Consider the following 15141-nt stretch of genomic DNA (forward strand, 5'->3'; position numbering starts at 1 on the left):
TCGCCGTATTTATATATTTGGGGGTTGCAAGTTGGGGCCAGACTGAGCCGCGTGCGGTTACAAGGATGCGGGCAGGGCGCAGGTAAGAGGTAATGGCGGCTGTTCCCCTCGACTCGCATGAAGCGAGAGAAGGGGAAAGGGAGAGGACCTGCAGTCCTAGGGCTTGTATTCGAGTACTTTGCACACTCGTGTGAAGGCGGGTCGATCCCCTTGCAACAGCTTTGCATGACCTTCGCGAAGTGCGCGAGTTGGCGTGATCTGGCGCAGGACTAACGCAATGAAGGTTTCCATGTCGCATTGTATTTTGACGTCGATGGGCTCTTCGCTCGGCCCGGAGCGTGCCAACAGGTTCCCGTCGTTGACTCGAATATGGAAGACTTCCGCCCCCACCTGGAACTCGTACAACTCCTGCAAACCGGCGCTCGCTGCCGAATCGTTCGAGCCTGTCAGGCACAGGGCTATGAGCTCCGCACGAGCACTGGACGGATCGATGCGTTCGTCGATCGGCAGGCTCAGCCCCCAGAATCCCAGCGCGATCACCGGCTTGCGTAGTTGCTCGCCCAAGTCCGTCAGCTCGTAAGCGGGCGTGGCGGAAGGTGTGTGCAGGGTGACTTGTTGAATGACGCCGTTCTGCACCAGCATGGCCAGGCGTTCGGACAGCCGGTTTGTACCCATTGCAGGCAGGATCGCGAGCAGATCCTTGAAACGCTTCGGACCTAACAGGAGTTCGCGAATCAAGAGCAGCGTCCAGCGATCTCCGAGTACGTCGAGCGACCGGGCTAAGGGGCAGAGTTGACCGTAGGTTTTGTTTGTCATGGCGCATTGTACAAAATTCCGCTCAGTTGAAATACAGTGAAAAGCCACTGCTGCCTCAAGTCGAAGGCATTGGGCGTTGTTCCAGTCCCTTGGACGGCTGATCTCACGGTCGCGTTCATGTATCGCTCACTGAACAGGTTGAGTCATTCTTGTTGATTTCACTATACCGTCCGGTTAGTTGTAATGCTATATAAAACGTATAGCTGTGCCGTAAACCTGTCCGTTATCGCGTAATGCGCTGGACGACCCAGCGGGTGAGAGCCGCAGGCGCGAGACGTGTAGCGAACGACAGGAATCCGGCTTGCATGCCGACTGTCCAGTGGGTCTTGTGGATTCGTCGTTTCGACGTCGCGCAAGCCCACACGGTCGATGCGACGTCGTGCGAGGTGAGCCGGATGCCCAGCGATCTGGCGCTGGGGATACGGCCGTAGTCATCAGCCATTGCAGTCTTTACGAAGCTCGGCCAGATATCGCTCACGCGAATGCCGAACTTTCCCCATTCGAGGTCGAGTCCTTCGGTGAATCCGCGCACGGCGAACTTGCTCGCCGAGTAGGTTGCAAGTTCGGGCTGGCCGTAGATGGCGGTGGCGGAGGCCATATTGATGACATGAGAGCAGGGCGTACCTCGCAGGTACCGGAAGGCGCTGTGACAGCCGGTGATCATTCCCTGAACGTTCACGTCAAGCATTGCCTGGTGTCTGGTCAACGGTACGGCTTCAAATTGCCCGGCAGCGAGAATCCCCGCGTTATTGAGCAACACGTCAAGCCGCTGGCCGCTGTGTGCCCAGAAATCCACAAGCGCTTGCCTCCATGCTTCGGGATCGCTCACATCGAGCGCACCGCAGACGGCGTTGCCCTCTCCCAGGGTCGCGGCAACCGCAGCGACACCCTCTGAATCGATGTCGTATAGCCCCACGAACCAACCGCGCCGTGCAAACAACTCAGCGCAGGCGCGACCGATTCCCGAAGCCGCGCCTGTGACGAAGATGGCGGGTCTCCATTCAGGAAGAGGGGATTGAGTCGGGTTTCTGGCTGTTTGATTGCTCTTTACCACAGAGATGTGCGGTTTCATTTCAGAGGTTCCCTTCAGGAGCTGAGCATTCAGGTTTTGTGTACAGGTCAGTGCATATTGCGAGAGTAATATAACGGTGTTATGTTTTGCAATAACAGTGTTATCCGCCTCTCCGACTGATCCGATGACTGGTCAGGAGGTGGAAATACTGATGGGAGCGCTTGCTCTCTACGTTTGTCACCGGAGGATCCAAGAGATGACGAAGATGCATGCACCTCCCGAGTACCTTGATATGGAGTCCCGTGGCTCTGTGTTGATTGCGCGGCTGGATGGAGGTCCACACGGGCTGATGGGGTTGGACATGGCCAATGAGCTTGCGGCGCTATTGGACAAGCTGGAGTCCGATACCGCGGTAAAAGCAGTTGTGCTCACCGGAACTCATCCTGAGCGTTTCATCGGTCATGCAGACGTTCGTTGGCTGCAGGAAGGTGGAAAGAGTATCCCGTCGGTCGGGCGCAGTATGGCCTCGGCGATCGCTCGAACCGCCAAGACCGTTCGCGGTATCGCGCCATTGGCGGCAGCTGCGTCCCTGACACCGTTGGATGGCGGGATGCAACTGGACAAGCTGCACGACACTTTTTTACGGATGAACCGCAGTGGCGTCATTTTCGTCGCCGCGCTGAATGGATCTGCGCTGGGACTAGGCAGCGAGCTCGCGCTAGCGTGTGACGTCCGCCTGATGGCGGATGGCGATTTCTTCATCGGGCAGCCTGAGGTGCTGCTTGGAATCCTTCCTGGTGGCGGAGGCACTCAGCGATTACCACGACTGGTCGGCGCCCATCGCGCGCTGATGCTGATGCTTGAAGGTCGGCCGGTGTCGCCACAGAAGGCGCTCGAAATAGGATACATCGACGAAGTGGTTGCTCCAGATGCGCTGCTTGATCGAGCCATCGAGCTGGCCGGGTATCTGGGTTCCCGACCCAAAGGGGCGATTGAGGCCGTCAAGCGAGCCGTGTACTTCGGCGGGTCAGCCACCCTCGACGAGGGGCTGCATAGGGAGCGTACCGAATTCATCAGGATCTCGCCGACCGAGACGGCGCAATCGCTGATGGTCGAATACCTTGAGCGCACCGATCGGGACGGCAACGTGCCGTTCTACAACCCGGCCATTTTCGAGCAAACCCTTGAGCAAGGCTCTTTGCCCCTGCAAAACGGGGGAGGGAGGAAATGAATCAAATGTCACCGCTTACCTATCAGTTCACTCGCCAGGACGTTCAGTTTGACTCGGGCGAAACCTACTGTTCGGCCTGGCTCTACCTGCCGGTTGGCGTGGAGAAACCGCCGATCGTAGTGCTCGGACACGGACTGGGTGCGGTTCGCGAGATGCGCCTCGATGCCTTTTGCGAACGATTCGCCGCTGCGGGAATCGCTACATTGGCCTTCACCTACCGTTATTTCGGAGACAGCGGTGGTCGACCCAGGCAGTTGATGTCTGTGAAGCGGCAACTGGCTGACTGGGATGCAGCGCTGGACTTCGTCAAAGGCTGCGCGGAGGTCGATGGGCGCCGGGCTGCCGTATGGGGAAGCTCGTTTGGGGGAGGGCATGCGATTACCGTGGCCAGCCGGCATCCCGAGTTACTGGCCGCCATCAGTCAGTGCCCTTTCACCGATGGCCTGGCTTCAACTGCCGCACTGGGTGTGAAGGGATCGCTGCAGGTAATGCCGGTGCTCCTGCGTGATTTTGCAGCCAGGCTACTGGGTCGCCCGCCCGTGATGGTGCCAATCGCTGCCGCTCCCGGTCAGCCCGCCTTGATGAATGCGCATGACGCGCTGCCGGGTTATCTGGCCTTGGTGCCGAAGGGCATGGTGTTCGTCAATCACGTCGCCGCACGGGTGCTCCCGGAAATCATGGTTTATCGGCCCGGACGCTCGGCCTCCAAGGTGAAGCTCCCCATCCTGTTTTGCGTCAGCACCACTGACACCGTCACGCCACCGGAACAGACGATCGCCTTGGTGCGCAAGGCGCCGCATGGAGAAACCAGACTCTACGCGGCGGGGCATTTCGAGTTCTACATGGGCGACGCGTTCGAAGAGCTGGTGAAGGATCAGACTCAATTTCTGACGAAACATCTACTCGGCTCTTCAGCCAACTGATTCAAGCGTTTTCGTCACTTTTCAGAGAGAACAACAATAATGTGTTTTTCCACACTTTCAGATTTGCGCGCGACGACAGAGCCTGATGGTCTGTGCATCGCTGACGACAGCAGCAACCTGACTAACCGGCAGTTCCATTCCAGAGTCCTCGCGGCAGCGGGAGTATTCGCGGACAGGGGGGTGGGCGTTGGAGACGTCGTTGCGATCATGTTGCCCAACCAGGTGGAGTTTGTGGTGGCGATGTTCGCCGCCTGGCGTTTGGGGGCGGCGGTCACGCCGATCAATCCTGGGCTTACCAGCAAGGAAGCCACCCATCAACTGGTTGATTCAGGGGCGAAGCTGCTCATCAACGCCAGCGGCGAAGTCCTAGTCCCGAATCTGCAGTCTGTGCCTGTCGCCACTCTGGAAACGGGGGCGTCCTACACCGGAGTACCTTTTGAAGAGCCTGGCGCACTGGCTCTGTTGATCTACACCAGTGGCACTACCGGCCTGCCGAAGGGCGTGATGCTCGATCACGCCAATATCGAAGCCATGTCGCAAATGGGACGAAACTCACTCAAGGTCACGGCAGCAGACCACTGTTTATTGATACTTCCACTCTTTCACGTAAACGGCATTGTGGTGAGCACGCTCGTCCCGCTATCAAGCGGTGGTCGGGTTTCGATTCGCAAGCGTTTCAATGTCGACACGTTTTTTGAGGATGTCGAGTGGCTTCGACCCACGTACTTCTCTGCAGTGCCAACCATCTACGCAATGCTCAACGCGTTACCTCGCGAGGTAAAACCTTATACCTCCAGTCTTCGGTATGGCATCTGCGGCGCGGCGCCTGCATCGGCGCAACTACTGGAAAAATTTGAAGCTCGCTTCGGTTTTCCGCTGCTTGAGGGATATGGCCTGTCCGAAGGCACGTGCGCTTCGACCATCAACCCCTTCGACGGCCTACGCAAGGCCGGTACGGTCGGGCTGCCCTTCATCGGGCAACGCATTGCAATCGCCGACCCGAGCGGTGTGCATTTACCGCAGGGCGCCACTGGCGAGGTGCTGGTTCAAGGTCCTAACGTCATGCGCGGTTACCTTGGGAAGCCCGAGGAAACAGCGAAGACCATCGTCGATGGCTGGCTGCACACTGGCGACATTGGCCGGATCGACGAAGACGGATATCTGGCCATCGTCGGGCGCCTTAAAGAGATGATCATTCGCGGCGGCGAGAACATCTATCCGAAGGAGATCGAGGATGTGTTGTGCGAATTTCCGGGGGTTCTTGAAGCAGCAGTGATCGGTGTGCCTCACGAGACCTTCGGCGAAATTGTGATTGCCTACGTCGCGCTTCGTACGGGAATCGCCGGTACCCAGGAGGGCTTGAATGAGCACTGCACTGACCGGCTGACGCGTTATAAAAGACCTTCCACGATCAACATCATCGACAGCCTGCCAAAGAATGCCGTGGGCAAGGTCGACAAGCTGAGGCTGCGCAAGATGTGGACCGAATGTGTCGATTGACAGGTCGTTACCTGATGGACTTTAGGCGCAAAGCAACCGGCACGTAGAAGGGGACACATCATGAAAAACGCAGACTTCGACTGGCTGGTGATCGGATCGGGATTTGGCGGCAGCGTCTCGGCGCTGCGCCTTGTGGAGAAAGGCTATCGCGTCGGGGTACTCGAGCGCGGCCGTCGCTATCGCGACGAAGACCTTCCCAAGTCGGCCTGGCAGTTCAACAAATATCTGTGGGCACCCGCATTGGGTTTGAAGGGCATCATGCGCGTGTCGCTGTTTCGTCATGTCTTTTTTCCCAGCCAGTCGGGTGTCGGTGGCGGCAGCACCGTGTATGGCGGTGTGTTGTACCGCGCCAAGCCAGCGTTCTTCGAAAACGCGCAGTGGCGCGAGCTCGGTCACTGGGACAGGCTATTGCAGCCTCACTACGATACGGCCGAGCGCATGCTTGGGGTAAAGACGGTGCCATTCGACTCGACGAACCAGCAACTGGCCCGGGAGATGGCGCAACACTTCGCAACCGAAGACACATTCACTCGAGCACCCACCGGAGTGTTCTTTGGCGAACCGGGCAAAACCGTCAAGGACCCCTATTTCGGTGGGGAAGGGCCTGACCGTACCGGGTGTATACGTTGCGGCGCCTGTATGGTGGGATGCCGCGTCGGTGCCGTGAACTCGCTGGTGAAAAACTACCTGTGGTTCGCAGAGAAACGCGGCGTGCAGATATTGGCAGAGCGTGAGGTCGTTGATGTGAGCCCGCTCGGGGCCGCCGACGGCAGTGAAGGCTATCGTGTGACCACCCAGCGTCCCGGCGCCTGGTTCTTCCGTGATCGTCAGACGTATACCGCTCGCGGAGTGATCTTCGCCGGCGGGGCCCTCGGTACCAACGAATTATTGGCCAACTGCAAGCACGGCGGCTCGTTGCCCCGGGTCAGCGATCGCCTTGGTGAACTGGTGCGCACCAACAGCGAATCGGTTCTGAACGTGCGCCTGCCCGAGGACCGCAAAACCTGGAACGATGTCACCGCCAGCAGCAGTGTGCACGTCGATCAGGATACCCACATCGAATTTCTCACCTATGGTCGCAACGCGGACTTCCTGAGCTTGCTTTGCACGCTGTTGGTCGGGAAGGGTAACCGCGTGACGCGGCCGTTGAAGTGGCTGGGGAATATCGTGCTGCACCCGGTGCGATGGCTCAAGTCAATGTGGCCAAGGGGCTGGAGCCGACACATGGTGATGCTGCTGGTGATGCAGACATTGGACAATGCGATTGCACTGCGTCCCAGGAAGCGTTGGCTGGGCCGTGGCTATCGCCTCGTCACCGAGCAGAACCGCAAAAAGCCAAATCCGACGTACATCGAGATGGGTAATCAGGCCGCTCAGTGGCTGGCCAGGCACACCGGCGGTATTGCCCAGAGCAACGTACTGGAAGCGCTGGGCAACATTCCGACAACAGCCCATGTGCTGGGAGGCGCCGTGATCGGCGCCGATGCGCAAAGCGGCGTGATTGATCAGAACCTGCACGTTTTTGGTTACCAGAACATGTTGGTGTGTGACGGCGCTGCGATGCCTGCAAATCCCGGGGTTAATCCTGCGCTGACCATCACGGCACTCGCCGAGTACGCCATGGCGCAGATTCCACAGGCTCCTGTGTACTTGAACTGAAATACTGTTCGCACCGAGTGACCGCGTGACCGCATGGCTGCGCGGTTTTTCAAGACTCTGGCGCAGTTGCCTGCCCGGCAATCACGCCAGCAGTGGAAGATTCCACTTTTTCGCGCTTCGCTCCCAAGCCGACAACAATGTTGTTACACGTCGCTACCAGGATCTGCGCAGCAGGATTTTCCATGCCTGAGAAGTGGCCAGCGAGTTCGAGCATGATGAACCCATGCGCGGCACTCCACAGCTGTGGCGCGATGAGAGCAGGATCGATTTTACGAACGCATTTGGCATCGACCAGGCGAGCGCACGCGTCGATCAGAATCGCGTATGTCGCCTTGAAGGCTTCCGATTGCCCATTTGCAATCGATGTCATGGTACCTCGCGAGGGGCTATATCTGCCGTCAATCGAAAGACCGAACATCAAGTCGTACAGATGGGGATTGCTTCGTGCAAGGTCTCGGCAAGCCAGGAGCATCGCGCATAAGTCGGCTATGGGATCCTCCGTGATGGGCACACACTTGAAGACAGCGGCCAAGCGCTTGAATCCCTCGTCAGCAACCGCTTGTAGAAGTTCCGGCACTCCGCCGAAGTGTGTGTAAACCCCCATGGTCGACAGGCCGGCTTCGCTCGCTACCGAACGGGCCTTGACTTCGGACGGGCCGCTGGTCGCAAGCACACGGATGGTGGCCTCGACGAGGCGGGTGGGGGCATTAGGGAGAGAGTTATCAGTGGTCATGTTGCAATACTGCCATAACGGCGTTATGTTTATCAAATAACAGTGTTATAGATCTGTAACCGCTCGATCATGAGGATTCAGGCAATGCGCACTTTGAATAAAGCAGGTGTCTTCGGACTCACCCTGGCAGCAGCAGTCATGTCATCGGCGCTGTGGGCAGACGACAATTCGCCGGTTGGCCTGTGGCAAAACATTGACGATGTCAGTGGCAAGCCGAGGGCGTTGATTCGCATCACCGAATCCAATGGGACTCTGAAGGGCATTATCGAAAAAGCGTTTCCCACTCTCAAGGAAGATCAGAATCCGAGGTGCGAGAAATGTGAAGGCGTGAACAAGAATATGCCGATTGTAGGCCTGACCATTCTGACCGGATTGCGAAAGGATGGCGAAGAGTACACCGGTGGCCAAATCCTCGATCCGGATAACGGCAAGGTCTATAGCAGTAAAGTCCACCTGACCGACAACGGCAAAAAGCTCAGCGTACGCGGCTACATTGGCGTGCCGGTATTAGGGCGCTCACAAACCTGGGTACGCCAGGAATAAGGAAGCACGATGAAAGCATTCATTATCGATCGCTACGGAAAAAAGGCTGCGTTACGGGCGACCGAAATACCAGAACCTGAATTGGGCAAGGATGATGTTTTAGTCCAGATCCATGCGGCGGGTGTAAACCCCCTGGATTTAAAAATCAGAGACGGTGAGTTCAAAATGATTTTGCCTTATCGCATGCCGCTTGTTCTGGGGAATGATTTGGCTGGGGTTGTCGTACGGGTCGGCTCAGGCGTGCAGCAATTCAAGGCGGGTGATGAGGTCTATGCACGGCCCGATGACAATCGAATCGGTGCATTCGCCGAATTCATTGCGATCGATCAACGTTCGCTGGCGATCAAGCCGAAAGATCTCACCATGGAGGAAGCCGCTTCGATCCCTCTGGTTGGTTTGACCGCGTGGCAGGCGCTGGTTGAAAAAGCGAACCTGAAGAAAGGCCAAAAGGTACTTATCCATGCGGGCTCCGGTGGCGTGGGAACACTGGCCATTCAGTTGGCCAAACACCTGGGTGCGACCGTCGCGACGACCACCAGCACGGCGAATGTCGAATGGGTGAAGCGTCTCGGTGCGGATATCGTGATCGATTACCGCAAAGACGATTTCGAAAAGATCCTGCACGACTACGATGTGGTCTTGAACAGCCTCGGCACAGAGACTCTCGAAAAATCGTTACGCATCCTGAAGCCGGGTGGAAAGCTCATCTCAATCTCTGGACCGCCGGATGTGGACTTTGCGAAAAGCGCTGGATTGTCCGGGTTCCTGAAACTGGTCATGCGTCTGTTGAGTTATGGGATCAGGAAAAAAGCCAAGCGTCGTGGTGTCAGCTATTCATTTCTTTATATGAGAGCCAGCGGTGAGCAATTGCGCAAGATTACCGCGCTCATCGATTCCCGGGTCATACGCCCGGTGGTGGACCGGGTTTTTCCTTTCGAATCGACCCCGGAGGCCTTGGCTTATGTTGAAACCGGCCGGGCAAAAGGCAAGGTCATCGTCAAGGTAAAGTAACGAGACGACGTTCATGTTCGATAACTTCGAAACGCACCGAATTACCGTAGGTGATGTAGAAATTGCCAGTGTTGCAGCGGGTACAGGCGAACCCATACTGATGCTCCATGGTTTTCCGCAGACCATGGCACTCTGGGCGCGTATCGCACCTGGGCTGGTCGCGCGTGGCTATCGGGTTGTCTGTGCTGATTTGCGCGGGTATGGCGCATCGGCCAAGCCACCGGCTCAACCGGATCTGTCGAACTATGGATTTCGCGCCATGGCTGCGGATCAGGTCGAACTGATGCGTGTGCTCGGGCATGAACGGTTCCATCTTGTCGGACACGACCGTGGTGCGCGCACTGCATACCGGATGACGCTGGATTACCCAGACAAGGTGGCGAGCGTCACGCTAATGGACATCGTCCCTACGGCTGTGATGCTGACAGATCTGCGCAAGGACGTAGCCCGCAGTTACTGGCACTGGTTTTTCCTGTCTCAGCCCGCACCCTTCCCGGAGCGCATGATTGAGGCAGATCCCGATTTCTTTTTCGAAAGCTGCCTTTTCGGCTGGGGCGCCGCGGGGCTGAAAGATTTCGATGCTGACCAACTGGCGGCGTATCGGAAAGCCTGGCGTGATCCGGCGACGATCGCCGGGTTTTGCAACGACTATCGTGCCACGCTCACTGTGGATCTGGAGGACGATTTGTCAGACTCCGGACGACGTATCACCGCGCCCGCGCTGATTCTCTATGGCGCCTCGGGGGCGATGGCCAAGCACTATGATTTACCCGCCTCCTGGGTAAGTCGCTGCACGGTGATGGAGGCCTCTGCGATAGTGGGCGGGCATTTTTTTGCTGATTCCCGGCCGGGCGAGGTCATCGAGCGAATCGCCGCATTTTTGGCAAGTCATCCCTCGAGGTCTTGCTGACCTGCGAATGGATCCGTTCCATGAGCACGCCGACCTACGTGGACTGCGACGGTGACAGTGTCGCGAGAGTTTTTTCGCGGCAGACCTCCAGAATCTCATCCGCCAGTGGGGAATCATCCGGACAAGCCCGCGACAACACGACTGCGCCGATCACATGGGCAAGCATGTCGATCATCTGTGCTCGCACTGTGTGCGGATCCACGTCGCCCAGCGAGTCCCCAGGCTCAAGGGCTGCCAGCAAGCTTTCGACCCCGTCGGCAAACGTTGCCTTGATCTCCTCTGATTGACGCGCAGCGTCCCCGCAGAGGGCCGCCATCGTGCAGCCAGCGTTGCGGCCATCACGGTGAGCCCGTGACAGGTAGATATTGACGAACTCGGTGACGTCGAGGCCTGCGCTATTGACCAGGCTCTGCGAAAGCCCGTTCGCCGCTGCTTCAGCCATCAAATCGGCTTTGGAGCGAAAGTGCTTGTAGAACCCGCCATGGGTGAACCCGGCAGCGGCCATCAGTTCCGCCACCCCCACACCGTCATAGCCGCGTTCACGAAACAGGGTGGAGGCTGTCTCGACGATGTGCGCCCGATTCGCCTGTGCCTGCGCTTTGGTGACTCTCATACCCACATGCCTCTTTGAATCTGCTGACTGTCAGGCGCTCAATATACATTGATGTCAATCATCATCAAAGTCATTGACGATTAAGATTATGATCATCATCATAATGGCTCGCCAACTTTGGAAGGGCTCAGGCCATGAGCGCCGCCCACCTGAAAGCGCCGATCGCATGGCAATGCACACTCGCAACAACGACCATCAGTCAACGTGGGAGAAACAAGGCATGACCGAAAAAACTTTATTTGAGCCCTACACCCTCGGCTCCCTGACGCTCTCCAACCGGGTGGTCCTGGCGCCGCTGACGCGCAACCGCGCCGGCGCGGGCTTCGTTCCAAGCGAGTTCGCTGCAACGTATTACAGCCAGCGGGCGTCGGCCGGCCTGCAGATTTCCGAGGCCACACAGATTTCGCAGCAGGGGCAGGGCTACCAGGATACGCCCGGCATCTACTCGCAAGCGCAGATCGACGCTTGGCATGAGATCACCGATGCCGTCCATGGGAAGAACGGGAAAATTTTCCTGCAGTTGTGGCACGTCGGACGAGTTTCGCATGTTGATCTGCAGGAGAACGGCGCCGCTCCGGTGGCGCCCTCGGCCATTCGGGCCGCAACCAAGACGTTCGTCAACAACAGCTTTGTCGATGTTTCCGAGCCTCGGGCGCTGGCGCTCGACGAACTGCCCGGGATCGTCAACGATTTCCGCCAGGCCGCGGCAAACGCTATTGCCGCAGGCTTCGATGGCGTTGAAATCCATGGCGCCAATGGCTATCTGCTGGACCAGTTCGTCAAGGACGGTGCCAACGTACGCACCGATGCCTACGGCGGGTCGATCGAAAATCGCGCGCGGCTGCTGCTGGAGGTGACGGCAGCAGTGGTGGCCGAGATCGGCGCCGAGCGCACCGGCATTCGTATCTCGCCGGTTTCGCCCACCAATGGTGTCTCGAGCAGCGATCCGCAGGGGCAGTTCGACTACATCGTCGATCAACTCGACGCCTTGGGCATCGTCTATCTGCATGTCGTCGAGGGCGCGACCGGCGGGCCGCGCGAGGTCGCACCGTTCGACTTCGATTCCCTGCGCCGGCGATTCAGGAACACCTACATCGCCAACAACGGGTATGACCTGGATCTCGCTACCTCCCGGCTCACCGAAGGCAAGGCAGACCTCTTCGCATTCGGGCGCCCATTCATTGCCAACCCTGATCTGGTGGAACGTCTGAAAACCGCAGCGCCGTTGGCGTCGTTCGATCCGACCACGCTTTTCGGTGGTGGTGCTGTGGGATACATCGACTATCCGGCCCTCGCTGACGCCAATGCCCTGTAACACTGGCGCGGTGTCGATTTATACGTTGCATGCCCGACATGGGTTCACCTGATCAAGAGAGCAACTATATGACTACCCATATGACTACCCATCCCGCAGTCCTGATTACCGGCGCTTCCTCCGGCATCGGCGCCACCTATGCCGAGCGCTTCGCACGTCGCGGCCACGATCTGGTGCTGGTTGCCCGCGACAAAGGCAGGCTGGAGACACTGGCGGCTCGCCTGCGCGAGGAACACAGCGTCGCAGTCGATATCCTTAAGGCCGATCTCACCCAGTCCGGCGACCTGGCCGTCGTCGAGACGCGCCTGCGCGATGATTCGCGCATCGGCATCCTCATTAACAACGCCGGGGCAGCCCAGTCTGGCAGCTTCATCGAGCAGGCGACCGACGATGTCGCTCGACTCGTCGCGCTCAATACAACCTCGTTGGTGCGACTCGCCAGCGCAATCGCCCCTCGGCTTGCAAAGGCCGGTGAAGGCGCGATCGTCAATATCGGCTCAGTGGTTGGCTTGGCGCCGGAGTTCGGCATGTCGGTCTATGGCGCCACCAAGGCCTTTGTGTTGTTTCTATCCCAGGGACTGAGCCTGGAACTTGCGCCCAAAGGCGTCTATGTCCAGGCCGTGCTTCCTGCCGGTACCCGCACGGAGATTTGGGGGCGGGCGGGCATCGATGTCAATGCGCTGCCGGAACTGATGGAGGTGGGTGAACTGGTGGATGCCGCGCTGGTGGGCTTCGATCGGCGTGAGCTGGTGACCATCCCGCCACTGCATGACGCCAGTCGCTGGACTGCCCTGGACGCCGCGCGACAAGCGCTGATTTCGGACATTCGACAAGCGCATGTAGCAGAGCGGTATCGCACGCCCGCGTAAGTATTGCGACGACGTAGAGGCAGGGGCGTCATCACTTTCAATCGACATAAAGCAGACCGGGACCTCCCCATCTCAGGACTCCCGGTCCATACCAGACGCATGGAGTAAACAATGACCCATTCCGACAATGACCTTGGATCGGGTACGTCCTACGTAACTGCCGTAAACCGCTCGATCAATGTCGCAGGGACTGTGTTTGCCTACCGTGATCTGGGGCCTCGCAGCGGGGTGCCGTTGATTCTTCTCAACCATTGGGGCGCGGTATTGGACAACTTCGACCCGCGGATCATCGATGGTCTTGCCAGTCAGCATCGCGTCATCGCCACTGACTACCGGGGCATCGGCACATCGGGAGGAACAGCACCCCTGACCATTGATGAAATGGCGCGGGATGCGATAGGCCTGATCCACGCGCTAGGCTTCGAGAAGGTTGATCTGATCGGTTTTTCCCTTGGCGGATTCGTGGCGCAGGACATCGTGCTGAAAGTCCCCGACCTGGTGCGCAAGCTGATTTTGACTGGTACGGGGCCGGCGGGCGGCAAAGACATTGACAGGGTAGGGGCGGCATCCTGGCCATTGATGATCAAGGGCTTGCTGACGCTGCGCGATCCGAAGTTCTATCTGTTCTTCACCGCCACGGCCAATGGTCGCCAAGCCGCGAAGGCCTTCTTGAAACGACTGAAAGAGCGCAAAACGGATCGGGACAAAGGACCCACGCCAAGTGCCTTTTCGCGGCAGTTGAAGGCGATCAAGGCGTGGGGGCGGCAGGCGCCCCAGGATCTCGGCAGTATCCGGATCCCGGTACTGATCGCCAATGGTGATAACGACATCATGGTGCCGACAGTGAACTCTACTGATATGGCCCGCCGCATCCCGAACTCGCAATTGATCATTTACGAAGATGCCGGACATGGTGCGATTTTCCAGCATCACGCCAATTTCGTGTCGAGGGCGCTGGCTTTTCTCGATCCCGAACAGCCTGACAAAACGTTACCTGACCCGCACTAGTTTCTCGGTTACGCGAGGCTATCCGGATCCCCAAAGAACATCTGAATCCGCGACCGCAGCCAGCGCTCCCCCGGATCGTTATCCTGAGACCCGCGCCAAGCCATATGCAGTTCAAAGCTGCGCACCGGCAACGGCGGATCTTCGGCACGTACACCGCCCGCGGCAGTCAGTGCATCGGCCGTGTAGTCCGGCACCGTAGCCACGATATCGGTGCCCGCGAGCAGGGTGCTCAACCCGTTGAACTGCGGCACGGCGAGCACCACATGACGTTTGCGCCCGAGTTTTTCCAGCTCTTCATCGATGAAACCGCTGAGGTCGCCGGCGAACGACACCAGTGCATGGGGGCGAGCGCAGTAATCATCCAGGCTCAACGGCCCCGGTACGGTGTCTGCGCGCAACAGCTTGGGCTGGCTGCGGCGCAACACTTTGCGCTTGGCATTGGCCGGCAGATCGGTGGTGTAACTGACGCCGATGGAAATTTCCCCGGACGCCAGCATCCCCGGCATCAGGATGTAGTTGACCCTGCGCACCACCAGCACAATCCCCGGCGATTCGGCACGCAGGCGCTTGAGCAGCATGGGCAGCAAGGCGAACTCGACATCGTCCGAAAGGCCGATGCGGAACACGGCGGTACTTGTGGCAGGATCGAACTCGGCCGCACGGCTGACGGCGGTGGAAATCGAATCCAGTGCCGGCGACAGCAGGGCGAAAATCTCGATCGCCCGGGCGGACGGCTCCATGCTGCGGCCGGTACGCACAAACAAAGGATCATCGAACAAGCCGCGCAGGCGCGAGAGTGCCGCACTGATGGCCGGCTGGCCGAGGAACAGTTTTTCCGCAGCCCGGGTCACGCTGCGTTCGTGCATCAATGTTTCGAAAACGATCAACAGGTTCAGGTCGACACGACGTAGGTCATTACGATTCATCTGGAGTCCTGGCAGAGTCAGCAAACTTGACGTGAGCAGCCATATGAGAACAATGGCCAGCAGGAATATTAC

General features: G+C 58.5%; 15 protein-coding genes. 10 read left to right on the forward strand and 5 right to left on the reverse strand.

Annotated features, from left to right (window positions below):
- Positions 1-156: 156 nt before the first annotated feature.
- Together KW849_RS04515 and KW849_RS04520 are read right to left on the reverse strand one after the other, a co-directional pair.
- Complete coding sequence (locus KW849_RS04515) at positions 157-816, reverse strand: winged helix-turn-helix transcriptional regulator (protein ID WP_046043291.1); 660 nt, start codon at positions 814-816, stop codon at positions 157-159.
- Between the two features lie 223 nt (positions 817-1039).
- Positions 1040-1888 (reverse strand): SDR family oxidoreductase, encoded by an 849-nt coding sequence (locus KW849_RS04520; protein ID WP_218428058.1) that lies wholly within the window; start codon positions 1886-1888, stop codon positions 1040-1042.
- Positions 1889-2084: 196 nt separating this feature from the next.
- Here KW849_RS04520 and KW849_RS04525 point away from each other — a divergent pair, with 196 nt between their 5' ends.
- Genes KW849_RS04525 through KW849_RS04540 form a run of 4 tightly spaced genes read left to right on the forward strand, consistent with a single transcriptional unit; the run spans position 2085 to position 7141 of the window.
- Positions 2085-3059: an enoyl-CoA hydratase/isomerase family protein gene (locus tag KW849_RS04525; protein WP_256357074.1), complete on the forward strand. Its 975-nt coding sequence runs from the start codon at positions 2085-2087 to the stop codon at positions 3057-3059.
- Positions 3060-3064: 5 nt separating this feature from the next.
- Positions 3065-3982, forward strand: coding sequence for an alpha/beta hydrolase (locus KW849_RS04530; RefSeq protein ID WP_256357075.1), 918 nt, complete (start codon positions 3065-3067; stop codon positions 3980-3982).
- Positions 3983-4021: 39 nt separating this feature from the next.
- Entirely contained in the window at positions 4022-5482 is a 1461-nt protein-coding gene (locus KW849_RS04535; protein WP_218428064.1) for a class I adenylate-forming enzyme family protein, read from the forward strand.
- 60 nt (positions 5483-5542) lie between these two features.
- Entirely contained in the window at positions 5543-7141 is a 1599-nt protein-coding gene (locus KW849_RS04540; protein WP_218428066.1) for a GMC oxidoreductase, read from the forward strand.
- Positions 7142-7190: 49 nt separating this feature from the next.
- Here KW849_RS04540 and KW849_RS04545 read toward each other — a convergent pair whose 3' ends face one another.
- Positions 7191-7874 carry a TetR/AcrR family transcriptional regulator gene (locus tag KW849_RS04545; protein WP_218428068.1) on the reverse strand — a complete coding sequence of 228 codons (684 nt, stop codon included), beginning with the start codon at positions 7872-7874 and terminating at the stop codon, positions 7191-7193.
- Positions 7875-7958: 84 nt separating this feature from the next.
- Between KW849_RS04545 and KW849_RS04550 the strand changes: the two genes are divergently transcribed.
- From KW849_RS04550 to KW849_RS04560, 3 genes are read left to right on the forward strand one after another with little or no spacing between them, the layout of a single operon-like run.
- Positions 7959-8417 (forward strand): DUF2147 domain-containing protein, encoded by a 459-nt coding sequence (locus KW849_RS04550; RefSeq protein WP_218428070.1) that lies wholly within the window; start codon positions 7959-7961, stop codon positions 8415-8417.
- A gap of 9 nt (positions 8418-8426) precedes the next feature.
- The gene (locus KW849_RS04555) at positions 8427-9428 is read left to right on the forward strand and encodes an NADP-dependent oxidoreductase (protein ID WP_218428072.1); all 1002 of its coding nucleotides are present in this window, start codon (positions 8427-8429) and stop codon (positions 9426-9428) included.
- Between the two features lie 13 nt (positions 9429-9441).
- Complete coding sequence (locus KW849_RS04560; protein ID WP_218428074.1) at positions 9442-10338, forward strand: alpha/beta hydrolase; 897 nt, start codon at positions 9442-9444, stop codon at positions 10336-10338.
- A gap of 34 nt (positions 10339-10372) precedes the next feature.
- Here KW849_RS04560 and KW849_RS04565 read toward each other — a convergent pair whose 3' ends face one another.
- Complete coding sequence (locus tag KW849_RS04565) at positions 10373-10951, reverse strand: TetR/AcrR family transcriptional regulator (protein WP_218428076.1); 579 nt, start codon at positions 10949-10951, stop codon at positions 10373-10375.
- Positions 10952-11171: 220 nt separating this feature from the next.
- Here KW849_RS04565 and KW849_RS04570 point away from each other — a divergent pair, with 220 nt between their 5' ends.
- The 3 genes from KW849_RS04570 to KW849_RS04580 all read left to right on the forward strand — a co-directional run bounded on the left by KW849_RS04570 (position 11172) and on the right by KW849_RS04580 (position 14143).
- Complete coding sequence (locus tag KW849_RS04570) at positions 11172-12266, forward strand: alkene reductase (RefSeq protein WP_218428078.1); 1095 nt, start codon at positions 11172-11174, stop codon at positions 12264-12266.
- Positions 12267-12346: 80 nt separating this feature from the next.
- Positions 12347-13135, forward strand: a complete 789-nt coding sequence (locus tag KW849_RS04575; RefSeq protein ID WP_218428724.1) for an SDR family oxidoreductase — start codon at positions 12347-12349, stop codon at positions 13133-13135.
- 111 nt (positions 13136-13246) lie between these two features.
- Positions 13247-14143 carry an alpha/beta fold hydrolase gene (locus KW849_RS04580; RefSeq protein WP_218428080.1) on the forward strand — a complete coding sequence of 299 codons (897 nt, stop codon included), beginning with the start codon at positions 13247-13249 and terminating at the stop codon, positions 14141-14143.
- Positions 14144-14151: 8 nt separating this feature from the next.
- Here the strand turns inward: KW849_RS04580 and KW849_RS04585 are convergent, their stop codons facing one another.
- Positions 14152-15069 carry a LysR family transcriptional regulator gene (locus KW849_RS04585; RefSeq protein ID WP_108215513.1) on the reverse strand — a complete coding sequence of 306 codons (918 nt, stop codon included), beginning with the start codon at positions 15067-15069 and terminating at the stop codon, positions 14152-14154.
- Between the last annotated feature and the right edge of the window lie 72 nt (positions 15070-15141).

The sequence above is a fragment of the Pseudomonas sp. PDM26 genome (genome assembly GCF_019219185.1).
Classification (GTDB): Bacteria; Pseudomonadota; Gammaproteobacteria; order Pseudomonadales; family Pseudomonadaceae; genus Aquipseudomonas.